At 64.3% G+C, this 22,333-nt stretch carries 25 protein-coding genes; 13 read left to right on the plus strand and 12 right to left on the minus strand.

Features of this window, described 5'->3' with window-relative positions; genetic code table 11:
* Nucleotides 1–44 precede the first annotated feature (44 nt).
* Nucleotides 45–1,559 (plus strand): DNA recombination protein RmuC, encoded by a 1,515-nt coding sequence (rmuC, locus tag RM192_RS14280; protein ID WP_311508227.1) that lies wholly within the window; start codon nt 45–47, stop codon nt 1,557–1,559.
* Nucleotides 1,556–2,320: a hypothetical protein gene (locus RM192_RS14285; RefSeq protein WP_311508228.1), complete on the plus strand. Its 765-nt coding sequence runs from the start codon at nt 1,556–1,558 to the stop codon at nt 2,318–2,320. Before rmuC ends, RM192_RS14285 begins: the two co-directional genes overlap by 4 nt.
* Here RM192_RS14285 and RM192_RS14290 read toward each other — a convergent pair whose 3' ends face one another.
* From RM192_RS14290 to RM192_RS14325, 8 genes are all read right to left on the minus strand, one after another.
* Nucleotides 2,321–2,725: an META domain-containing protein gene (locus RM192_RS14290; RefSeq protein WP_311508229.1), complete on the minus strand. Its 405-nt coding sequence runs from the start codon at nt 2,723–2,725 to the stop codon at nt 2,321–2,323.
* A 54-nt stretch (nt 2,726–2,779) separates the two neighbouring features.
* Nucleotides 2,780–3,583: an RNA methyltransferase gene (locus tag RM192_RS14295; protein ID WP_311508230.1), complete on the minus strand. Its 804-nt coding sequence runs from the start codon at nt 3,581–3,583 to the stop codon at nt 2,780–2,782.
* 40 nt (nt 3,584–3,623) lie between these two features.
* Nucleotides 3,624–3,920 (minus strand): HPr family phosphocarrier protein, encoded by a 297-nt coding sequence (locus RM192_RS14300; RefSeq protein ID WP_311508231.1) that lies wholly within the window; start codon nt 3,918–3,920, stop codon nt 3,624–3,626.
* On the minus strand, nt 3,920–4,324 hold the full coding sequence (locus tag RM192_RS14305) for a PTS sugar transporter subunit IIA (protein WP_054106751.1): 405 nt from the start codon (nt 4,322–4,324) through the stop codon (nt 3,920–3,922). The genes RM192_RS14300 and RM192_RS14305 overlap by 1 nt, the downstream gene beginning before the upstream one ends.
* A 135-nt stretch (nt 4,325–4,459) precedes the next feature.
* The gene (gene rapZ / locus RM192_RS14310; RefSeq protein WP_311508232.1) at nt 4,460–5,392 is read right to left on the minus strand and encodes an RNase adapter RapZ; all 933 of its coding nucleotides are present in this window, start codon (nt 5,390–5,392) and stop codon (nt 4,460–4,462) included.
* Between the two features lie 62 nt (nt 5,393–5,454).
* Nucleotides 5,455–5,880, minus strand: coding sequence for an HPr kinase/phosphatase C-terminal domain-containing protein (locus RM192_RS14315; protein WP_311508233.1), 426 nt, complete (start codon nt 5,878–5,880; stop codon nt 5,455–5,457).
* Nucleotides 5,877–7,421: a stimulus-sensing domain-containing protein gene (locus tag RM192_RS14320; protein ID WP_311508234.1), complete on the minus strand. Its 1,545-nt coding sequence runs from the start codon at nt 7,419–7,421 to the stop codon at nt 5,877–5,879. Before RM192_RS14320 ends, RM192_RS14315 begins: the two co-directional genes overlap by 4 nt.
* Before the next feature lie 25 nt (nt 7,422–7,446).
* Nucleotides 7,447–8,214, minus strand: coding sequence for a response regulator transcription factor (locus RM192_RS14325; protein WP_311508235.1), 768 nt, complete (start codon nt 8,212–8,214; stop codon nt 7,447–7,449).
* Between the two features lie 249 nt (nt 8,215–8,463).
* Between RM192_RS14325 and RM192_RS14330 the strand changes: the two genes are divergently transcribed.
* Complete coding sequence (locus tag RM192_RS14330) at nt 8,464–10,053, plus strand: phosphoenolpyruvate carboxykinase (RefSeq protein WP_311508636.1); 1,590 nt, start codon at nt 8,464–8,466, stop codon at nt 10,051–10,053.
* Nucleotides 10,054–10,114: 61 nt separating this feature from the next.
* On the opposite strand, the gene RM192_RS14335 is transcribed toward RM192_RS14330, so the two are convergent.
* On the minus strand, nt 10,115–10,705 hold the full coding sequence (locus tag RM192_RS14335; RefSeq protein WP_311508236.1) for a J domain-containing protein: 591 nt from the start codon (nt 10,703–10,705) through the stop codon (nt 10,115–10,117).
* 40 nt (nt 10,706–10,745) lie between these two features.
* Between RM192_RS14335 and RM192_RS14340 the strand changes: the two genes are divergently transcribed.
* From RM192_RS14340 to RM192_RS14360, 5 genes are read left to right on the plus strand one after another with little or no spacing between them, the layout of a single operon-like run.
* Nucleotides 10,746–11,018 (plus strand): BolA family protein, encoded by a 273-nt coding sequence (locus RM192_RS14340; protein ID WP_311508237.1) that lies wholly within the window; start codon nt 10,746–10,748, stop codon nt 11,016–11,018.
* Complete coding sequence (locus tag RM192_RS14345; RefSeq protein WP_311508238.1) at nt 11,011–11,463, plus strand: NUDIX domain-containing protein; 453 nt, start codon at nt 11,011–11,013, stop codon at nt 11,461–11,463. The genes RM192_RS14340 and RM192_RS14345 overlap by 8 nt, the downstream gene beginning before the upstream one ends.
* On the plus strand, nt 11,460–12,350 hold the full coding sequence (locus RM192_RS14350; RefSeq protein WP_311508239.1) for a pirin family protein: 891 nt from the start codon (nt 11,460–11,462) through the stop codon (nt 12,348–12,350). Before RM192_RS14345 ends, RM192_RS14350 begins: the two co-directional genes overlap by 4 nt.
* A 22-nt stretch (nt 12,351–12,372) precedes the next feature.
* A complete protein-coding gene (locus RM192_RS14355) occupies nt 12,373–13,260 on the plus strand; it encodes an alpha/beta hydrolase (RefSeq protein ID WP_311508240.1) in 888 nt (295 codons plus the stop codon).
* Nucleotides 13,229–14,485 (plus strand): low temperature requirement protein A, encoded by a 1,257-nt coding sequence (locus tag RM192_RS14360; protein ID WP_311508241.1) that lies wholly within the window; start codon nt 13,229–13,231, stop codon nt 14,483–14,485. The genes RM192_RS14355 and RM192_RS14360 overlap by 32 nt, the downstream gene beginning before the upstream one ends.
* Nucleotides 14,486–14,491: 6 nt before the next feature.
* Here the strand turns inward: RM192_RS14360 and RM192_RS14365 are convergent, their stop codons facing one another.
* A complete protein-coding gene (locus tag RM192_RS14365; RefSeq protein ID WP_311508243.1) occupies nt 14,492–15,550 on the minus strand; it encodes a DUF2332 domain-containing protein in 1,059 nt (352 codons plus the stop codon).
* 42 nt (nt 15,551–15,592) lie between these two features.
* Between RM192_RS14365 and hisG the strand changes: the two genes are divergently transcribed.
* From hisG to nusB, 3 genes are read left to right on the plus strand one after another with little or no spacing between them, the layout of a single operon-like run.
* Nucleotides 15,593–16,264, plus strand: coding sequence for an ATP phosphoribosyltransferase (hisG, locus tag RM192_RS14370; protein WP_311508244.1), 672 nt, complete (start codon nt 15,593–15,595; stop codon nt 16,262–16,264).
* Entirely contained in the window at nt 16,264–17,553 is a 1,290-nt protein-coding gene (gene hisD / locus RM192_RS14375) for a histidinol dehydrogenase (RefSeq protein ID WP_311508245.1), read from the plus strand. The genes hisG and hisD overlap by 1 nt, the downstream gene beginning before the upstream one ends.
* Nucleotides 17,550–17,996 (plus strand): transcription antitermination factor NusB, encoded by a 447-nt coding sequence (nusB, locus tag RM192_RS14380; RefSeq protein WP_311508247.1) that lies wholly within the window; start codon nt 17,550–17,552, stop codon nt 17,994–17,996. The genes hisD and nusB overlap by 4 nt, the downstream gene beginning before the upstream one ends.
* 74 nt (nt 17,997–18,070) lie before the next feature.
* On the opposite strand, the gene fghA is transcribed toward nusB, so the two are convergent.
* Both fghA and RM192_RS14390 read right to left on the minus strand, forming a co-directional pair.
* Nucleotides 18,071–18,910 (minus strand): S-formylglutathione hydrolase, encoded by an 840-nt coding sequence (fghA, locus tag RM192_RS14385; protein ID WP_311508637.1) that lies wholly within the window; start codon nt 18,908–18,910, stop codon nt 18,071–18,073.
* A gap of 5 nt (nt 18,911–18,915) precedes the next feature.
* Nucleotides 18,916–19,287, minus strand: coding sequence for a VOC family protein (locus RM192_RS14390; protein ID WP_311508248.1), 372 nt, complete (start codon nt 19,285–19,287; stop codon nt 18,916–18,918).
* 218 nt (nt 19,288–19,505) lie between these two features.
* Here RM192_RS14390 and RM192_RS14395 point away from each other — a divergent pair, with 218 nt between their 5' ends.
* Nucleotides 19,506–21,236 (plus strand): copper resistance system multicopper oxidase, encoded by a 1,731-nt coding sequence (locus RM192_RS14395; protein ID WP_311508249.1) that lies wholly within the window; start codon nt 19,506–19,508, stop codon nt 21,234–21,236.
* Nucleotides 21,233–22,186, plus strand: coding sequence for a copper resistance protein B (locus RM192_RS14400; protein WP_311508250.1), 954 nt, complete (start codon nt 21,233–21,235; stop codon nt 22,184–22,186). The genes RM192_RS14395 and RM192_RS14400 overlap by 4 nt, the downstream gene beginning before the upstream one ends.
* Nucleotides 22,187–22,333 lie beyond the last annotated feature (147 nt).

The following is a 22,333-nucleotide window of genomic DNA, read 5'->3' on the forward strand; positions in this document are numbered from 1 at the left end:
GTGTGACAGGGTAAGTTCCTGCTTCGTTCTATTACGGAGCAAGCGTGGACACTGCCCTGATCCTGTTCGTTATTGTTGCCCTGCTTGCCGGGACCGGCCTTGGCTGGTTTCTCGGCTCGCGTCCTGTCGCCGAATGGCGTGCAAGGGCTGATGCGCGCGATGCCGATGCCAAGACGCATGAGGGCACGGTCAAGGCGATGACGGTCGATCTTGCCGCGATGGGCGAGCGGACGAAGGCGATGGATGCGCTGGCTGCAGAACTCGCCGAAGTGCGCCGCCACCGCGATGAGCTGGCCCCGGCGCTGGCCACGGCGCGCCAGCAGGCCGCCGATGCTGCGATTGTTCGGACCGAACTGGCGCAAGTGCGGGCTGACCGCGAGGCGCTAGGCACTGCGCTTGAGCGGTTGAAGGCCGACGCCGAGAACTTCGCCGAACAGAAGCGCATGCTCATCGAGGCGCAGGAAGTGCTGCGCAAGGAATTCGAGAACGCGGGCAACAAGGTGCTGGAAAAGGCGCAGGAAACCTTCCTCGCCCGCGCGCAGGCCCGCTTCGACGAGAGCGAGAAGACCAGCGGCGAGCGGCTGAAAGCGCTGCTTTCACCGGTGGATCAGCGGCTGAAAAGCTATGAGGAGCAGGTCGGCAAGCTGGAGAAGGAACGCGTCGATGCCTTCGGCAACCTCACCGGCCTGATCCAGTCGATGCGCGACGGGCAGGAAGCTGTGCGCGCCGCCGCCGCACAGCTTGGTAATTCCTTGCGCAATGGCCCGAAAACACGTGGCCGCTGGGGCGAGTTGCAGTTGCGCAACGTGCTCGAACAGTGCGGCCTTGCCGAACATACCGATTTCGTCACCGAACACTCGGTCGATACCGATGAGGGTCGTTTGCGCCCCGATGCCATCGTGCGCGTGCCCGGCAACAAGCTGCTGGTGATCGACGCCAAGGTTTCGCTCAACGCCTATCAGGACGCGTTTGAAGCCGAGGATGACGACACCCGCAAGATTGCGCTGAACGCGCACGTTCAGTCGATGCGCAACCATATCCAGACGCTGGGCGCCAAATCTTACCAGAGCCAGTTCGAGGAAGCGCCAGATTACGTGCTGATGTTCGTGCCGGGCGAACACTTCATCGCCGCCGCGCTGGAACGCGATCCGGGCCTGTGGGACTTCGCCTTCGAACGCCGCGTGCTGCTGGCCAGCCCGACCAACCTTGTCGCCATTGCCCGTACTGTGGCGCAAGTGTGGCGGCAGGACGGCCTTGCGCGTGAGGCCCGCGAGATCGGCCGCATGGGCGGCGAGTTGTACGACCGCCTCGCCGTCGCGGCCGAACACCTCAAGCGCGTGGGCAATGGCCTCGACAGTGCAGTGACGAACTACAACAAGTTCGTCGGTAGCTTCGAGCGGAATGTGCTGTCTGCCGGTCGCCGCCTCAAAGACAAGCATATCGAGATCGGCAAGCGTGAGGTAGAAGAGGTGCCACTGGTCGAATCCGCACCGCGCTATGCCGAACCTGTAGCGCTGGCGGCAATTGCGGCTGACGAAGGAGACACGGGCACGGAATGATCGGGGACGCTGGCAAACGCCTGATTGCAGCGGCCTGGCTCGCCCTGGCAGGATGCGGGCAGGATGCCGCGCCCGCGCCTGAGCGCACGGCCAACGCCGTGCCTTCGCCGCAACAAGCCAGCACCGCGCCGTCCGAAACTCCGGAAGCCGCACCGTCCGAAATCGCCAGCAGTGCTACGCCCGCACCGATCACGGGCAAAACTTATGCCCCCCGCGACGATTGCTCTGATGCGCCCGGCTGGCCCGCTTTCCGGCGATCTCTCGCCGCCGCCATCCGCGACAAGGACGCAGATGCCGTGGCCGCGCTGGCCGCGCCCGACATCACACTCGATTACGGTGGCGGCAGCGGGACGGACGAACTGAAAAAGCGACTTGCCGATCCCGAGCGCAAGTTGTGGCGCGAACTCGCTGGAATTCTGCCCTTGGGCTGTGCGGTCGAGGGCGGGTTGGCCGCCATGCCGTGGGTGTTCTGGAACGTGCCCGACGACATCGACAGCTACAGTGCGATGCTGGTCACCGGGGACGATGTGGACCTGCTGGATGCGCCGAAAGGACAACCGCAAGGGAACGTCGGCTGGTTCATCGTCGGAATCGATCCGATGGCGTTCAAGCCCGGGGCGAAGTTGACCCGGGTGACGCTCGACAATCGCGAGAAGGGTTGGGTTGAAACCTCCCGCCTGCGCAGCTTGCTCGATTACCGGCTGATAGCGGAGCCCAAGGACGGAACCTGGAAAATCACCGCATTCATTGCTGGCGACTGATCAATCTGAAGCAAGTTGCAGGTCGAGCGCATGACCGCCCGACATCAGCCGCATCGTGGCACCGCTGCGCTGGATTTCTGGCGCTGCCGACAAGAGCGCATTGACCGCCTCTTCCTGCTTCCAGACAGGGCCTTCGCAGAACATCCGTGTGGCCATCAATGGTCCCGCAATCAGCCGCCCGCCTTCGACGCGGTAATCCCCGCCGATACCATTGCAGCCAACGCTTGCGGAAAGGCGCTCCTGATCGAAGCGCATCATGGCCTTGTCCGGCGCAACCGGAGGCGCACCGTCAATCCGCATGATCGACCACGTGGTACCTGCCAGCGCGCCGCCGCCAGTGGGCGCAGTCGCGCAGCCGCCCAGCAAGGCGAGAGGGACGAGAATCAGGGCGAGAGCCTTGTGCATGAGCGAACCATGCGCCCGCGCGACTGACCGGGCGATTAACCGGACAGTGCGTGCTTACCCATCAAGCGTGGCAAGCACTTCATAGGCCAGCACCGCGCCCGCGACTGCCGCGTTGAGGCTGTCGGCCCGGCCCTTCATCGGCATGGTCACCCGCAAGTCGCAGGCCATCTCATAGTCCTCGGGCAGACCGCGCGATTCGTTACCGACCATGACGAAGCACGGGCCGGCATATGGCGCGCCGCGATAGGGCACGGCTTCACGCAAGGACGCCGCAACCAGTTGCCCCTCGCCTTCGCGCAGCCACCCGATGAAGTCTTCCCAGCGGACTTGCGCCAGCTTCTCGGTAAAGATCGCGCCCATGCTGGCGCGCACCGCTTCGACCGAGAAGGGATCGACGCAATCGTCGATCAGGATCAACCCGCCCGCGCCAACGGCATCGGCGGTACGCAGCATGGTGCCGAGGTTGCCCGGATCTCGCATCGCGTGCGCAACCAGCCAGATTGGCGCGGCGTGACGGTCGATCAGGCGAATCGATGTATCCCATTCTGCAAAGACCCCCGCCACGGCCTGCGGGTTTTCCTTGCCGGTGACCTTGGCGAGAATATCCACCGGCAGTTCGATCACCTCGCCGCCGCTGGCACCGACCAGCGCTTCGAGTTCATCCAGCAGTGGATGCCCCTCGCGCCCTTGCGCCATCAGCAGGATTTCGGGCAACCGCCCGCCCTCGCGCGCGTCGGTCAACAGACGCAGCCCCTCGGCGAGAAACTTGCGCTCGAGCCGCCGATACTTTTTTTCGCGCAAGGATCGCACGAATTTGACCGTGGGATTGGAAAAGCCGGTGATGATCTTGCGCGTCATGGCATCCCCATGCGTCAGCAAGTCTGTGGCGGCAAGGGGACTAATCCTCTCCGAAGCCGTCCTTGATCAGTCCGGTGAGCTTCATCAGGATCGCGTCGGCATCGCCTTCCGGCCCGGCCACGGCCACATCGACCGTATCGCCCTTGGCCGCGCCCAGCATCATCAGGCCGAGAATCGACCCGCCGTTGGCGTCGGTGCCGTCCTTGGCTACCGTCACCTCGATGCCCTCAGGCAGCTTGGCAACGGCATTGACAAATTTCGCACTGGCGCGGGCATGCAAGCCCCGCTGATTGACAATCGTCACCGTTTCGCGGGTGACGTAACCCTGCTCAGCCATCAAGCATCCTGCCCCAGAAATTCGGAAGCGATCGTTATGTAGTTCCGGCCAGCGTCGCGCGCGGCCGAAGTCGCTTCCTTGACGCCCATGCAATTGCGAGCCTTGGCCAGACGGATCAGCATGGGCAGATTGATCCCGGCAATCACTTCGACCTTGCCCGCCTGCATCAGCGAGATGGCAAGGTTTGACGGGGTTCCCCCGAACAAGTCGGTCAGAATGATCACGCCTTCGCCGCTATCGACGCGCTTGATCGCGTCCGCAATTTCCTTGCGGCGCTTCTCCATGTCGTCATTCGGGCCGATGCACACGCCGATGACGTCAGTTTGCCTGCCCACGACATGTTCCATCGCGTGGATGAATTCGTCGGCAAGAGCACCATGGGTAACGAGAATGAGACCGATCATGAACGGGGCAGGCTCCGAAGCGTGGCCGGGCACTTTGCCAGACGATGCCTGAACGCAGGCTTGGCATGGACGCGGGGCACACAAGACGACTGGGAATAGAAATTCATGGCTTCCAGTGCTGTCCCACCCATCTGCTTATCCCTTGCCGCCCTGGAGCTGACTGCCTTCGAGCATGTCAGCCGCCCGGGACGACAGGTTGCGGTGCAGCAATGTGGGAGAAAATCCTGCATCGCGCAAGGCAGAAGCGATCTGCTCGGCCATGAACACCGAACGATGCCGCCCGCCGGTGCAGCCGAACGCCACGTGGACATAGGCCTTGCCCTGCTCCTGATAGCGCGGAAGCAGCAGTAGCAGCAGGTCGCGGATGCGGGCAAAAGCCTCGTCAAATGCCGGATCCTGCCGGATATAATCGCCCACGGGTGCATCGCGCCCGGTCTGCGGACGCAAGTCGTCGACCCAGTGCGGATTGGCGAGAAAGCGCATGTCGAAAACCAGATCGGCCAGCGGCGGCATGCCCCGCGAAAAACCGAAACTGCTGATGCTGAGCGTGGTCGGAGCCGGGGTTTCCGCGCCAAACTGCGCGCGAATCGCCTGTTGCAGATCGTTCGAGGTGAAGCTGGTAGTGGTAACGACCACATCGGCCCAGCGCCGTAGCGGTTCCAGGAGTTCACGCTCCGCCGCAATGCCGGTGGCGGCAGGCTTGTCCTCGCTCATCGGATGGCGGCGGCGCGTCTCGTTGTAACGGCGCTCAAGCTCGGTCCCTGCACAATCGAGGAACAGCGTGGTCACCTGCAGATCGGTCCGCTGCGCCAGCTTCTTGACCATCTCTATCGTGCGCGCCGGATCAAAACCCCTTGTGCGCGTATCGAAACCGATGGCCATGGGCGCGCCCGGTTCGACTCGTGCCGTGCCAGGTTCGGTTTCAAGCAGGCGGTCGAGCAGGCGGATCGGGAAATTGTCGATAGCTTCCCAGCCCATGTCCTCGAGCGTGCGCAATGCCGTGGTCTTGCCCGCACCAAGCAGGCCGGTGACGAGGAGAATGCGCTGGGGTGAAGACTCATGCAGCATGTGAGACTCGCTTTGCGCTTTCCCGGCGGGCTTGAAAAGTCCGGTTGGCGACTTGTCCCGTATCAGGAAAACATCAACCCATACGTCTGCAATGCAATTTCCGCGCGCAGGGCTAGCGCTGGTGTGTCCGGAAACAAGCGCACCTGTGGCAGTGCGATGCCTTCCAGATGCACGGTTTCAGGTGCATCGATGAAGCGCGGGGCACCTGCATCGAGGCGGATTACCAGTGCAACCGGGATCGCCGCCGCAACCGGCATGTCCACCAGCCCGACATTGCGCACTTCCAGCTTTCCGTAAATCTCGGGATGAGGGGCTGCAACAAGGCATCCTTCGCGTGTGGAAAGCACAACGCCATCATCGCCCACCAGCGTGGCACCGCGATCGATCAGCGCGAGCGCAAGGCTGGACTTGCCTGTCCCCGGCGCCCCTTCGATCAGGACACCGCGCCCGGCGAGGGCCACACAGGTCGCCTGATGCGCGCTGCTCATTCGTCCTCCTCCAGCAGCAGCGGCAGGCACAGCAGCAGATGCGCGCCAGGCAAGCCATCTGGGCGCTCGTCCACGGTCAGGCTGCCGTCGTGCGCTTCGGCAATGGTGCGAGCGATGGCAAGGCCGAGGCCGCTGTGCGCGCCGAAGGCTTCCTCGGTCGGGCGGACCGAATGGAAGCGCTCGAACACCTTTTCGCGTTCGGATGCCGGAATACCGGGGCCCTGGTCGCTTACCGTGAGGTGTGCCGCATCACCGTCGCCCCATACGGCAACATCGACCGCCCCACCAGGCGACGAGAACGACACGGCATTGTCGAGCAGGTTTTCAAGCACGCGCTCTAGCCGCGCCGCATCGCCGGGGACGACCGTGTCGCCGCCACGGTTCTCGAACCGGATGGGCACTGAAACATTAGCGCGGACATCGCGCGCACCGACCACTTGCGAGGCGAGCGCCGCCAGATCGAGAGGCTCGAAAGTGGCGCGGCTGAGTTCGGCATCGATGCGGCTGGCGTCGGCGATCTCGGTAATCAGGCGGTCCAGCCGCTGGACGTCGTGCGCGGCGATATCGGCCAGCTGGCGGCGAAGCGCGGGGTCATCCACGCGCTCCATCGTTTCCAGCGCGCTCGACAGCGAGGCGAGCGGGTTCTTGAGTTCATGGGCGACGTCTGCCGCGAACATCTCGACCGCATCGATGCGCTGCCGCAGCGCAGTGGTCATGTCCGACACCGCGCGCGCGAGCAGGCCGATCTCGTCCCCGCGATCAGGCAAACGCGGCACCACGACCTCGCGCTCGCGCCCCAGCCGCACCCTGACGGCAGCGCGGACAAGCGCGCGCAGCGGCTGAACAATGGTCCTCGCCAGAAACAGCGAAAGCTGCACCGACAGCAGCAAGGCAATGCCGATGATGATCACCAGCGTCTGGCGTGCATCGCGCACCGACTGCGTGATATCGAGCGCATTGCGCAAAGACAGCAGCACCTCGCCCTTGGTACCGACGGGCGCTGCCGCGGTGATCACCGGGGTGCGGTCAGGGGCATAGCGCAAAAACACTTCAGTCCGGCCCGAGGCGCGGGCCGCCTTGATCTCCGGCCAGCTTCCCGCAGGCTGTTCGGCGGTATCGCTGTAAGGTTCGATGGTGGGAGCATTGACGATAAAATCCACGCCGCGGTCGAGCAGGCGCGCGGCTTTCTGATACCACGGCTCGGCTTCGGGGTCGATCAGCGCAAAAGACGGGGGCGCCAGCGCGAAACTGTCAGCCAGCAGCCTGCCCTGCCCATCGTAGAGCCTGAGGCGCAGGGTCTGTTCGGTGCCGATGCGGGCCAGCAGGACGCGCCGCTGTTCGATTGGGGCACCGTCGAGCGCGTCGGCGGCAATGTCGGCTTCGGCGCGCGCAAGCTTGAAGCGCTCGTCGATCAACTGGGCGCGGTAGCTATCGAGGTAGAAAAAGCCCCCTGCCAGCAGGGCCAGCGCGATCACGTTGACGAACAGGATGCGCGTGGTCAGCGAAACCCCGCGAATGCGCGGCAACCGGCGCAGGCGCACACGCGGCGGTGCCGGCGGTCTTCCGTCAGTCCTCGGCAAAGCTATAGCCCGCGCCGTAGAGCGTCTCGATGGCCCCGAACTGCGAATCGGCGGCACGGAACTTGCGCCGCAGGCGTTTGATATGGCTGTCGATGGTGCGATCGTCGACGAAGACATCGTCATGGTAAGCCGCGTCCATCAACTGGTTGCGCGTCTTGACCACGCCCGGCCGCATGGCAAGCGCTTCAAGAATCAGGAATTCAGTGACCGTCAGCGAGACAGGCCGGTCATCCCAGGTCACCGCGTGGCGAGCCGGATCGATCACCAGCCGCCCGCGCCGGATCGGGTCGGGCAGCGGCTCGCCCGTTTCCTCCTGCTCTTCCGCCTCGCGCCGGACAATATCGCTGCGACGCAGGATCGCCTTGATCCGTGCAACCAGCAGGCGCTGGCTGAAAGGCTTGGCGATATAGTCGTCCGCGCCCATGGAAAGGCCCAGCGCCTCGTCCAGTTCATCGTCCTTGCTGGTGAGGAAAATCAGCGGAAGGTCGCTCTTTTCGCGGAGGCGGCGCAGCAGTTCGAGACCGTCCATCCGCGGCATCTTGATGTCGCACACCGCAAGGTCGGGCGGATTGTCGAGCATCGCTTTGAGCGCAGTGTCCCCATCGTTGTAGAGCCGCGTGGCGAAGCCTTCGGTCTGCAGTGCTATCGAGACAGTAGTCAGAATGTTGCGATCATCGTCCACGAGCGCAATTGTCCGGGGAAGGTCCGAAAGTCCGGTCCGTTCGGCTGCGGTTGCAGGTGGGGTGCTGACCATCCCCGACCGTTACCGGCACGTGCCGCGTCGTGCAACTTTATGCCGGAAAACCCTCCGGAAACCCAAGTTGCATGTCGCGCAACTTGCTGCGCAAAAAACTTCGTTGTCCTGTGCCATTTGACGCAGCAAAGCCCAGACACTATGCGCCATCGGAGAATCAGCGCATTCGTATTCGCAATTACGCGCCGGACAGGGGCTTTTCCCTGATGCGGCGCCGCCACCGGGAGGCTTGAAGTGTCCGTTACCCGCCTGAACGTATCCCTCGCCAGCCAGGGATTCCCCGAGCCGGCAGAGCTTTTCGCAAATCTCGGCACCGCGCCGCTGGTTGAACATGCCGTCCGCAATGGCGAAGGCCTGCTTTCGGTCGATGGCCCGCTGGTTGTCGAAACCGGCAAGCACACCGGCCGCTCGGCCAAGGACAAGTTCATCGTCCGCGATGCCGAGACCGAGAACACCGTGTGGTGGGGCAAGACCAACGTGGCGATGACGCCTGAGCACTTCGCTACGCTCAAGGCCGATTTCATCAAGGCTCTGGGCGAAAAGGACCGGCTCTATGTCGCCGACCTGTTCGGTGGCAGCCAGCCGGAAAACCGCGTCAATGTGCGCGTGATCAACGAATTCGCATGGCACAACCTGTTCATCCGCACGCTTCTGGTGCGCCCGACCACGGACGAACTGGCCTCATTTGCGCCTGAATACACGATCATCGATCTGCCCAGCTTCCGCGCCGATCCCGAGCGTCATGGCTGCCGCAGCGAAACCGTGGTCGCGGTCAACTTCACCGAAAAGCTGATCCTGATCGGCGGCACGGCCTATGCAGGCGAAATGAAGAAGTCGGTGTTCGGCATTCTCAACTACCTGCTCCCGGTCAAGGGCGTGATGCCGATGCACTGCTCGGCCAACATCGGTCCGAACGGTGATACCGCCGTGTTCTTCGGTCTTTCCGGCACCGGAAAGACCACGCTTTCGGCCGACGCTTCGCGCACCCTCATCGGTGACGACGAGCATGGCTGGTCGGACACCGCCGTGTTCAACTTCGAAGGCGGCTGCTACGCCAAGGTCATCCGCCTTTCGGCAGAGGCCGAGCCGGAAATCTTTGCAACGACCAAGCGTTTCGGCACCGTGCTCGAAAACGTCGTGATCGATCCCGTGACCCGCACGATCGACCTGGACGACAACCGCCTTGCCGAAAACAGCCGCGGTTCCTACCCGATCGACTTCATTCCGAACTGCTCGGAGAAGAACCTCGGCCCGGTTCCTGCCAACCTCATCTTCCTCACGGCTGACGCATATGGCGTGCTGCCTCCGATTGCGCGCCTCACGCCCGATCAGGCAATGTATCACTTCCTTTCGGGCTACACCGCGCGCGTTGCCGGCACCGAAATCGGCGTGACCGAGCCGGAAGCGACGTTCTCGACCTGCTTCGGCGCGCCGTTCATGCCGCGCCACCCGTCGATCTACGGCAACCTCCTCAAGGAGCGCATCGCCAAGGGCGGCGTGAAGTGCTGGCTGGTCAACACCGGCTGGTCGGGCGGCAAGGCAACGCAAGAAGGCATCAAGCGCATGCCGATCAAGGCCACCCGCGCCTTGCTCAACGCCGCGCTCGATGGCAGCCTCAACAACGCGACCTTCAAGAAAGACCCCAACTTCGGCTTCGAAGTTCCGGTCGAAGTCGCTGGCGTCGAAACCCGCCTGCTCGATCCGCGCGGCGCGTGGGCCGACGGCGAGGAATACGACAAGACCGCACAGGAACTGGTCCGCAAGTTCGTGGACAACTTCCAGCAGTTTGCCGAACACGTCGACCAGTCGGTCCGCGACGCGGCACCTGTCGCGGCCTGAACCGGCCCTGCCAGACCCAAACGTTTCGAGGCCCCTTCACGGGGCCTCGTTTCGTTTCAGTTCATGCGAAAGACGCGCTGGTCTTGAGCAGGTTGTAAGCCTCGACCACTTCCTGCAACCGGCCTTCGTGGCTGCGGTCGCCACCATTGCGATCAGGATGGAATTTGCGCACCAGTTCGGAATAGCGGCTGCGCAAGGCGCGGCGATCGGCCTCGTAGTCCAGCCTCAGCACATCATAGGCCTTGCGCTCGTCCGGACTGATGCCCCGGCGCGCGGCTTCGGCTGCGCGCAGATGATCCTCGCGCCGTGCCCGCGCCCGCGATGCAATGGCTTCGAGCGGATCGGCGAAGTCCGCCCAGCGAGGTGCAGCGTCGATGCCGGCATCGGGCCGGAACGCGCGCGTCTCGCGTTCCCACCCGGACAGCGGCGATTGCGCTTTCAGGATTTCCTCGGGCGTCATCCCGGCAAAGAAATCATAGCCTGCATTGAACTGGCGCACGTGGTCCAGGCAGAACCAGCGGTAATCGCCCGGTCCATCGAAGCCCGAGGTGCGCAGGCCCGGCGCGCGGAACTCGCCCGGCTCGTCGCAGGCCGGAGCATTGCAGAGGCGCCCATCGCTTTGGACGCGGCCGTGGAACTTGTCATTTCGCATGCGGCTTCCACATGGCGACGGAGAAGCTAGAAGGGAAGCCATGACAGGACCAATTGCACTGGAAATCGAACGTCTGCTCACCCAGACCTTCGCCCCCACCCGCCTTGCCGTGATCAACGACAGCGCCAGCCACGCAGGCCATTCCGGCCATGATGGCTCGGGCGAATCGCATTTCACGGTCGAAATCGAAAGCGCCGCCTTTGCGGGCGAATCGCGCCTGAACCGCCAACGCATGGTCAACAAGGCTTTGGGCGACCTGCCGGGCGAGCGCGTCCACGCACTGGCGATCAAGGCGCGCGCGCCCGGTGAATGAGCCTGCGCGCCGCATCCGCCGTGCGGCGCGCATCCTGCTTCTCGACGAGCATGACCGGCTGTTGCTGATCCGCTTCACCCCGCCGGACAGGGGCGCGTTCTGGTGCGGAGTTGGCGGCGAATGCGATCCGGACGAAGACTTCCCCGCCGCCGCCACGCGCGAGCTGTTCGAGGAGACCGGGCTTGTCGTCACCGATTGCGGGCCGGAAATTGCCCGCCGCAGCGACGATTACCTCACGCTTGTCGGGGAACCGATCACCTCGGACGAGCGCTTCTACCGGGTGCGAACAACCTCGTTCACTCCGGACACGCGCGGCCATACCGAAATAGAACAAGCGCTTATCGGCGAATTTCGCTGGTTCACCCGCGCAGAACTGGCAAACTGGCAGGAACCCGTGTTCCCGGTGAACCTGCTCGAACTGCTCGAATTGGAGTCAGGCGAATGACCGATCCTGTGATCCAGACCATCACGCCCGTCACCCACGATCTCGGCGCATTCGAAGTGCGCCGCGCCATTCCCTCGCGCCAGCGCACCATGGTCGGCCCATTCATCTTCGTCGACCAGTTCGGTCCCGCGCACCTTCCCGCAGGCGCAGCGATGGACGTTCGCCCTCATCCGCACATCAACCTCGCCACCGTCACATGGCTTTTCGATGGCGCGATCGATCACCGTGACAGCCTAGGCTCTTTCGCCACGATCCGTCCCGGGCAGGTCAATCTGATGACCGCCGGGCGCGGCATCGTCCATTCCGAACGCACCCCTCCTGCCGAGCGTCCCGACGGCCCGCACCTTTACGGTATGCAGACATGGCTTGCCCTGCCCGACGGCCGCGAGGAGATCGCCCCTGCGTTCGAACAATATACCGACCTGCCGCTGATCGAGGACACTTGCGTCAGCGCGCGCGTGATCATGGGCACGCTCTGGGGCAAGACCGCGCCAACCACCCAGCACGCCGCCACGATCTATGCCGAAATCCTGCTGGCTCCCGGCGGCTCCGTGCCGGTCGAGGCTGAGGCCGACGAACGTGCGGTCATGCTGGTCGGCGGCGAGGCGACAATCGCGGGCATGGCGCTCGGCCTGTATGAATTAACGGTTCTGGCTCCCGGTATGGCGATGCAACTTTCGTCGGCGACAGGCGGGCGTGTCATGCTGCTGGGCGGTGAGGCGTTCACCACGCCGCGCCATGTCTGGTGGAATTTCGTCAGTTCCAGCCGTGACCGGATCAATCAGGCCAAGCTGGACTGGGAAGGCGGCGCATTCCCCAAAGTGCCAGGCGACGAGGCGGAATTTATCCCCTTGCCGCGCATCGCCACGACGGTCAGCTATCCATAATACAATCAGCGGGAGAGACGCCATGGAACAGACGAGAGTGAAGCTCGCCAGCGGGATCGAACTGGATGTGGTTGACACTGGCCCCCGTGAAGCACCGGTGTTGATATTCCTTCATGGCTTTCCCGAAAGCCACCGCACGTGGCGGCACCAGATCGCGCACCTTTCCACCCGCTTCCGCTGCATCGCGCCCGACCAGCGCGGCTATCGTGGTTCGTCCGCCCCGCAAGGCGTAGAGAATTACACCCCGGACAAGCTGATTGGTGACGTGTTCGGGCTGGCCGACGCGCTCGGCGTGGGACAGTTCACGATCCTCGGCCACGACTGGGGCGGCGCGATTGCCTGGGGCGTGGCGTTGCTCGGGCAGGGAACACGCGTTACCCGCGCGGTCATCGCCAACGCGCCGCACCCGCTGATCTTCCCGCGCCTGCTCTGGACCGACCCCGAACAACGCGAGGCCAGCCAGTACATGCGCGCCTTCCGCGACCCCGCAAACGATGCCTTGGTCCGCGAACACGGCCTTGGTGCACTTTTGATGAAGGCGCTCAAGTGGGAGCGTTCGCCGGCAATGGAACCCGAGGAGCGCGATGCCCTGATGCAGGACTGGTCCAACCCCGACACCGCCATCGCCATGCTCAACTGGTATCGCGCCAGCCCCATGGCCGTCCCGCCGATGGACGCAGCCTTTGCACTGCCCGAGGGCTACAAGGACGCGCCACTGCCGCCGCTTGCCATCCCTACGCTGGTGATCTGGGCGATGGATGACAAGGCCCTGCCGCCCTGCAATCTTGCCGGAATGGACAAGCTGGTGACCAACCTCACCCTCACCGAAGTGCATGACTGCGGACATTTCGTTACGTGGGAGGCCCCAGCCAAGGTCAATGCCGCGCTCGATGCATTTCTCGGTGCCTGAAGCTTTGCCCGACTCACTTTTGCGTAACCACGGCGGTGGACATGCGCCGGTCAGTTATCTCGAACTGTTCTTCGACCTCGTCTACGTTTTCGCGATCACGCAGGTATCGCACTTCCTGCTGATGCATCCCGGTTGGTCAGGCCTGATCGAGGGCGTAATCCTGTTTCTGGCGGTATGGTGGGCGTGGGTCTACACCACGTGGGTCGCAAACTGGGCCGACCCGGAACGCGTGCCGGTGCGCTTCGTGTTGCTCGTGGTCATGTTCGCCAGCATGATCATGGCGGTGGCCATGCCCAAGGCGTTCGGCCACGGTCGCGATGATATGGGGCTGGTTTTCGCTGCCAGCTATTGCGGACTGCAGATCCTGCGCACGGCGTTCATGGTTTGGGCGATGGGCCGGGACGACCGCGCTGCCGGGATCAACATGGTCCGGATACTATGCTGGTTCGTCGTGTCGGCCTGCCTGTGGTTTGCCGGAGCACTGAACCACGATATCGGCCAGCGCATCGGCCTGTGGGGAGCGGCGCTCGCCCTCGAATATCTTGGTCCGTCGGTGGGTTATCGCGTGCCCGGGCTCGGCCGGTCACAACCGTCCGAATGGCGCATATCGGGGGCCCACATGGCGGAGCGCTGCGCCCTGTTCATGATCATTGCGCTGGGTGAAGGAATCATCGTTACCGGCGCGAGCTTTGCGGCGCTGCCGATGATGCCGGAACGGATCGTTTCGTTCCTGCTCGCGTTTCTTGGCTCGGTGCTGATGTGGTGGATCTATTTCGACCGGGGTGCCGCGCGCGGCGCCGATCATATCGAGCATCACGCCGAACCGGGGCGCATCGCACGCAACGCCTTTACCTACCTGCACATGCCGATCGTGGCGGGCGTCGTCATCACCGCTGTGGCCGACGCGCTGGTCCTTCAAGCGCCGCAGGGGCCGACGCCGGTGCGGCTGATGCTGTTCCAGTCGGTCGGTCTGTTGGTCTATCTCGTCGGCGTGGGCACGTTCAAACGCTTCAGCAGCGCGCGCGGAAACTTTCCGATCAGCCACGGCGCGGGCGTGCTGATGGTGGTGGCGCTTGCGGGCTGGACAGGGGCAAGACAGCCAAGCGCGCTGGCCTTTGTCGCGCTGTCGGTGGCAATTCTCGCCATGGTCGCGCTATGGGAGTGGGTCTCGTTCCACGGCGGATGGCGGGAACGATTTGGACAGCGGGGCAATCGCAAGGCCTGAAACGCTTCAAACGCCAAACCACTCCACCCACGCACCATGGGCATGCGCAGTGCCCAGCAGCACCGGCCGTTCGCCGCCCGGCCAGTATCGCACGGTCAATTCATGGCGAAAGGTCTGGCGGTTGGTTTCGAGCATAACCCATGCCAGCCGCCGATCCGCCGTAGCCAATGCGCCAGCTTCTGCCATCGCCCGTTCGATCCGCGCACGCGTTTCGGGCGGCAGGTATTGCCAGACGATCGAATGGAAGACCACGCGCGTGGTATCGCCTTCGTGCGCTGCCAAAAGGCGCTGGTCCACCCAGTCAGCGGCGTCCATCTGCGCCACATCGGGCACCTTCTGCGCTGCCAGTGCAATAGCCGCATCGATTCGCGCTATCCGTGTCGTCACTTCGGCCCAGACATAAGACTTCAGCCGAAGCGCTTCCGCCTTGTCGGCAAGGTTCACCGGCGCACGGTCACAACCCTGAATGGCGCAGATCTCCACATCGGCCTGCGGCGGTGGCGGCCCGCGCCATTCCGGCACGATCTGCATCGGTGAATCGGTCGGGCCTGCCGTCGTCCCCGCCAGATCGAAGAAGAACCGCTCCATCATCGTGTTGACGCCCGCGCTCGCGCCCAGCTCATTCAGCTCGAAGCGCGGCCCCAGCCGCCCGGCCAGCCACATAAGCGCCGCCATGATCGAGGCCGAGCGTCCCGCCTCGTTGGTCTGCGGCGGTCCATCAAGCCACGGCAGCAGCGCCTCGTCATGGTCGCGCGTGACCGCCAGAACCAGCGCGTCCACGGAGGCCTGATCGGTCACCTCGCCGCGATAGACCGGAGCCAAACGCAAGTCCGTGCCCGTCAGAACAAGGTTGTGATGCCCGCCCGCCAGCCGCAGCGGCAGCGCATCCTCCAGCGGCTTGCCCGGCCAATGGGCGATTCGCCTGCCCACCGCCGTCCCACCGCCCAGCAGCGCCAGTTGGCCGCGCACGACGCGCCCGGTGCACGGCGCACCGTTGTTCGTGGCGTGATCTGCCTGCCATTCGATGGCTTTTGCCGCCTCTTCGATCTCCATGATCGGGTTCATTCGGTTGCCCTTTGCGCAGCCCTGCCATATGGGCGGCGGGTTATGACCACCGCCGCACCACTCGTATTCGCCCTGCCCAAGGGCCGCATCCTCGACGAGGCCCTGCCCCTGCTCGAGAAAGCCGGGATCGTGCCCGAGGCCGAGTTCTTCGACAAGAGCTCGCGCGCACTCTCGTTCGCAACGAACCGGGCCGATGTGAAGATCATCCGCGTCCGCGCCTTCGACGTTGCGACGTTCGTTGCCCATGGCGCCGCGCACGCCGGCGTGGTCGGGTCAGATGTGATCGACGAATTCGACTATGCCGACCTCTACGCCCCGGTCGATCTCGACATCGGTCACTGCCGCCTGTCGGTGGCCGAACCGGTCAGCGCGGTAGAGAGCGGCGCCAATGCGCGGGAAAGCCACGCCCGCGTCGCCACCAAGTACCCGAACCTCACCCGCCGCCACTTCGAGAAGCTGGGCGTGCAAGCCGAGATCGTGAAACTGAACGGCGCGATGGAACTCGCCCCCTCGCTCGGCCTTGCCAGCCGGATCGTCGATCTGGTTTCCACCGGACGCACGCTCAAGGACAACGGTCTGGTCGAGACCAGCCGGATCATGCCGGTCTCGGCCCGCCTGATCGTCAACCGCACCGCGCTGAAAACAGACAGCGCGCGCATGGGCGAACTGGTCGATGCGTTCCGCGCGATGGTCGCCCGGAAGGATGCAGCCTGATGCAGCGGCTGAAATCCAGCGATCCCGATTTCGCCCGCGCCTTCGCCCGGCTCGTCAAGGACCGGCGCGAGAGCGACGAGAACGTTGCGCGCGATGTGCAGACGATCATCGAGGACGTGCGCCTGCGCGGTGACGAGGCTCTGGCCGAATACACCGAGAAGTTCGACGGCCACCTTCCGGCAGACGACGCATGGCGGATTTCGCCCGAGGCCTGCCGCGAAGCCTTCGACGCGCTCCAACCGGACCTTCGCGCCGCGCTCGAACTCGCCGCCCAGCGCATCCGCGATTACCATCAGGCACAGTTGCCCGAAGACCGCGACTATACAGACACCACCGGCATGCGGCTTGGCGCACGCTGGCGGGCGGTCGATGGCGCGGGGCTCTATGTTCCGGGCGGGCGCGCTGCGTATCCCTCGTCGCTGCTGATGAACGCCATTCCGGCCAAGGTCGCGGGCGTGCAACGGCTCGTGGTGGTTACGCCGACGCCCAAGGGACAGTCCAATGCTCTGGTCCTTGCCGCCGCCCATCTTGCGGGCGCAGACGAAGTCTGGTGCGTTGGCGGGGCGCAGGCCGTGGCCGCGCTTGCTTATGGCACAAAGCGCATCAAGCCGGTCGACGTCATTACCGGCCCCGGCAACGCCTGGGTCGCCGAAGCCAAGCGCCAGCTGTTCGGCGTGGTCGGCATCGACATGGTGGCAGGGCCTTCCGAAATCCTCGTGATCGCAGATGGCAACAACGATCCGCAGTGGATTGCCGCCGACCTACTGAGCCAGGCCGAACATGATCCTGTCGCGCAATCGATCCTGATCACCGACGATGCCGCCTTTGCCGATCAGGTTACCGACATGATCGGCGTCGAAATCGCAATGCTGCCCACCGCCAAGGTCGCCAAGGCCAGCTGGGACAATCACGGCGTGATCATCGTGGTCGGCTCGCTGGACGAGGCCCCCGCGCTCGCCAATGCGCTGGCCGCCGAACACGTCGAAATCGCCACCGACACCCCTGAGTCCTTGTTCGACCAGATCCGCCACGCAGGGTCCGTTTTCCTTGGCCGGATGACACCCGAAGCGGTCGGCGATTATGTCGCCGGTCCCAACCATGTCCTGCCCACGGGGCGCCGCGCGCGGTTTTCCTCGGGCCTTTCCGTTCTGGATTTCATGAAACGCACCAGCTTTATCGCGGCCACTGAGGCAAGTCTTGCCGCAGTCGGCCCAGCCGCCATCGCCCTTGCAGACGCGGAGGGCCTTGCCGCCCACGCCCGGTCCATCGAATTGAGGCTTGGCATATGAGCCGCGTTTCCGGGCAAGCCCGCGCCGCCTCGCGCCTCGCTGCCGTACAGGCGCTATACCAGCGCGACATGGAACATACCGAGCTGCACATCCTGCTCGACGAGTTCCACCAGCACCGTCTCGGCGCCGAAATCGAGGACGTTGAATACGCCAAGGCCGACGTTCGCTTTTTCGACGACGTCGTGCAGGGCGTCTATTCGCGGCGTGACGAGATCGACGCGCTGCTTTCGGAAAAGCTGGCGCAGGGCTGGGCCTTGCCCCGCCTCGACAAGACCATGCTGCAGATCCTGCGCGCAGGCACCTATGAACTGATGGCGCGGAATGACATCAATGTCGGCACCGTGATCAGCGAATATGTCGACGTCGCCCACGCCTTCTTCGACGAGCGCGAGGCGAAGTTCGTCAACGGCATTCTCGACGCCGTGGCCAAGGCCGTGCGCTGAATTTAGATAGCGGTGGGGCATTCCCTCGCCCCGGGCCTGACCCGGGGCGAGGGAATGCCGGGGTCTACCTCAGCCTACAGCCGCTCGGCATGCCAGCGGATGTGGTCTTCCATGAACGTGGAAATGAAGTTGTAGCTGTGGTCGTAGCCCGGTTGCAGCCGCAGCGTCAGGTCGACGCCTGCCGCCTTGCACGCCGCGTCCAGCAATTCAGGGCGTAACTGCTCCACCAGAAAGCCATCGGCCTCGCCCTGATCGACGAGGATCGCACCCGCAGGGCGCCTGCCGTCCTCGATCAATGCCACCGCATCGTGCGCGCGCCACGCCGCCTTGTCGTCGCCAAGATAGCCGCCGAGCGCCTTGTGGCCCCATGGCACCTGTCCCGGCGCGACGATCGGCGCGAAGGCCGACAGCGACTTGAACTTTTCAGGATAGGTCAGCCCCAGCGTCAGCGCGCCATGCCCGCCCATCGAATGGCCGGTTATGCCCATGCGGGAAAGGTCGACTGGGAAGTGCTCTGCCTGCAGGGCGGGCAGTTCTTGCGCAATATAGTCCCACATGCGGTAATGCCGTGCGAACGGCTCTTGCGTGGCGTTCACATAGAACCCTGCGCCAAGACCGAAGTCGTAAGCCGCGTCCGCATCATCCGCTACGCCTTCGCCCCGCGGACTCGTATCGGGAGCGACGAACACGATACCGAGTTCGGCGCAGATCCGGCGATACTCGCCCTTGTCGGTCACGTTGGCGTGAGTGCAGGTCAGCCCCGACAGGTAGATCAGCACCGGCAGCTTACCACCGTTCTCCGCCTGTGGGGGCAGGAAGACCGAAAAGGTCATTCCCGTCCCCGTGGCGGCCGAGTCGTGCTTGTAGACGCCCTGCGTTCCGCCGTGCGCCTTCGATGTCGAAACGGTCTCGATGCTCATCAGGCGATGATGTCCAGCGCGCACAGCTTGTTGCCGGCAGGATCACGCAAATAGGCGAGGTAGTAAGGCGAGCCTGCGCGCGGCCCCGGCGGGTCTTCGCAGGTCGTGCCGCCATTGGCGACGCCCGCATCATGCCAGGCATCGGCCTGAGCGGGAGTCATACGGAAGCCGATCGTGCCCCCGTTCGCGCCGCAAGCCGGTGCGCCATTGATCGGCTGGGTCACAATGAACATGCTGCCGTTGTGCTGGTAGATCAGGCGCCCCTTGGGATCGGTGATCGCTTCCGGCCCGCCAAAGGCTTTGAACGTGGCGTCGTAGAACTTTTTCGACGCGGCGATATCATCGCTGCCGACCATGACATGGCTGAACACTTTGCACTCTCCCCTTGATAGGTTGCGGTCTGCGATGTGCTAGGCAAACGCCCGCGCGGTCAAGCGCGGTTGCGGGAAAACTTTGTTGCCACAACGGTCAGATTGTCCTTCGCGCGTGTGGATGGCAAAATTTCGGGCAATGCCCGCGCGAATGACAGAGGTGGGAAATTTGGCGCAATTCTTGATAGATATCGGCCCCGAGCTGATATCCTGCCGCAATGACCAATGACCTCCTGATCAATCGTCGCCGTTTGCTGATCGGCAGCGGCGCACTGGCGATGGCTCCGCTGTTCCCGGCGTGGGCGCAGTCCGCACATGGCGGGCATTCCGGCGGGTCAGCAGCGATGGCCGGACGCAACACCGGCGGCACGCTTTCGGGGGAGACGATTGCCTTGACCATCGGTGCGGCGCGCTACGCCGTTGGCAAGCGCTCAGCTTCGGCGGTGGCGGTCAACGGCACCATCCCTGCCCCGCTGATCCGCCTGCGCGAAGGGCAGAACGTGCGGATCGCGGTCACCAATCATCTCCAGGAACAGTCCTCGATCCACTGGCACGGGCTACTGGTCCCTTTCCATATGGACGGCGTCCCTGGCCTGTCCTTCCCCGGCATCGATCCGGGCGAGAATTTCACTTACGCGTTCCCGGTGAGCCAGTCGGGGACATACTGGTATCATTCGCATTCGGGCATGCAGGAGGCGACCGGCCTCTACGGCCCGATCGTGATCGACCCGGCCATACCTGATACTGTCGCCTATGACCGCGAATACGTGCTGATGCTGGCGGACTGGAGCCCGGTTCATCCGCACATCCAGTTGAAGAAGCTCAAAACCATGGGCGGCTACTACAACTGGCAGCGCCAGACCATCGGCGGGCTGATCGCGGGCACGGACCAGAGCCTCAAAGAGCGCCTAGAATGGGCGAACATGCGCATGGACCCGACCGACATCTCGGACGTGACAGGCGCGACATATTCCTACCTGATCAACGGCCACGATACCGAGGCGAACTGGACCGCATTGTTTGCGCCGGGCGAGCGGATCAGGCTGCGCATCATCAATGCCTCGGCCATGACCAACTTCAACTTGCGCGTCCCCGGCCTGCCGATGACGGTCGTCGCGGCCGATGGCTGCAACGTCCAGCCGGTCGAGGCAGACGAAATCCAGATCGCAATTGCCGAAACCTATGACGTGATCGTGCAGCCTGCCGAGCCCGCCGCGTTCGGGATCGTGGCTGAGGCGATTGACCGTTCGGGCCTTGTCCGGGCCACGCTCGCACCGCAGATCGGCATGAGCACTCCGGTCCCCACGCTGCGCAAGCGTCCCCTCCTGACCATGCGCGACATGGGCATGGACATGCGCGACATGGAGGGCATGGACATGGCAGGTCATTCCATGGCGATGCGGGATTTCTCCGCCGCTCCCGGCGTGAAAAAGGGTCCGGGCGTTGCCACGATCGCACCGATGCCGACGGACCGCCTGGCGGACCGGGGCACGGGTCTGGAGGACGAGGACCACCGCGTCCTCACTTACTCCGAACTGCGCGCACGCGACGCCAATCCCGATCCGCGCACGCCGACACGGCAGATCGACGTGAACCTTACCGCCAACATGGAGCTCTACATGTGGTCCATCGATGGCGAGACGATCTCGGACGGGGCAGCACCGATCCCGTTCCGCACTGGCGAGCGCGTGCGGGTGAACCTGATCAATCACACAATGATGCCGCACCCGATCCACCTGCACGGCCATTTCTTCGAACTCGTCACGGGCGAACCGGGCAACCGCCCGCGCAAGCACACGGTCAACGTCCTGCCGGGCGGCAAGGTGAGCTTCGATCTGACTGCCGATGCGCCGGGCGACTGGGCGTTCCACTGCCACATGCTCCTCCACATGCACGCCGGAATGATGCGCGTCGTCACCGTCCGCGCCGACAAGGAGGGCGCGGCATGATGTCCTTGCGTGCCGCCATCGTATTCGCCGCCGCCACGGCGGCGACACCCACTCTCGCGCAGGACCCCCACGCCGGGCACGACATGAGCCAGATGCAGGGCATGGAAGGCATGGACCATGCCGCCCATCAGCCCCAACCCGTGCCCGAACCTGCGCCGATGGACCATTCGGCCCATGCAGGCCACGGCGCTGCCCCCGCTGTCACAGGCGAAGTGGGCACCGCGCCGCCCCCCACCCTCCCCACCGATCACCCCGCCGATGCGTTCTGGGACCCTTCCCGCATGGCCAAGGCGCGCGAGGCATTTGCTGACGAAGACCGCTTCACCGGCAACGCCCTGATCGCCGACCGCATGGAGTACCGCGCGGTCAAGGGGCGCGATGGTTATGCATGGCAGGCGATGGGCTGGGTCGGGGGTGATATCGACCGACTGTCCTTCGAAACCGAAGGCGAAGGCGCGTTCGGCGGCAGTGTCGAAACCGCCGAAGTGCGCGCGGCATGGCGCCATGCCCTTGATCCATGGTGGAATCTTGAACTCGGCGCGCGGCAGGACTTCAACCCGGGCCCGGACCGCACATATGCTGTCGTCGGGATCGAAGGGCTGGCCCCTTACTGGTTCGAAGTCGGCGCACACGCCTTCGTCTCGACCAAGGGCGACGTGCATTTCCGGCTCGAAGCCGAGCACGACATGCGCCTCACCCAGCGCCTGATACTGCAACCCTCCGCAGAGATCGACCTCGCCGCACAGGATGTGCCTGAACTCGGCATCGGCGCAGGCTTCGAAAAGATCGAGCTGGGCGCGCGGCTACGCTATGAATTCGTCCGCGAGTTCGCCCCTTATGTCGGCGTTCACTGGGAGCGGAAACTGGGCGAAACCGCGCGACTCTCGCGGGCAAGCGGGGACGCGCCCTCCGCGGTCAGCGCCGTGATCGGCATTCGCGCGTGGTTCTGAAGCCCGGGTGAAGATCCGGCGCACCGGGCATCAGCCAAACGCAGCGACGTTCGATGTGATTGCCGCTGTTGGGTCATCGCGTGGCACTTGTTGGCATGCAGACGTATCCCGCTTGCCCCTTTGGAACCCAGCGTGCCATTTGGGCGG

Source organism: Novosphingobium sp. MMS21-SN21R, from assembly GCF_031846015.1.
GTDB lineage: Bacteria > Pseudomonadota > Alphaproteobacteria > Sphingomonadales > Sphingomonadaceae > Novosphingobium.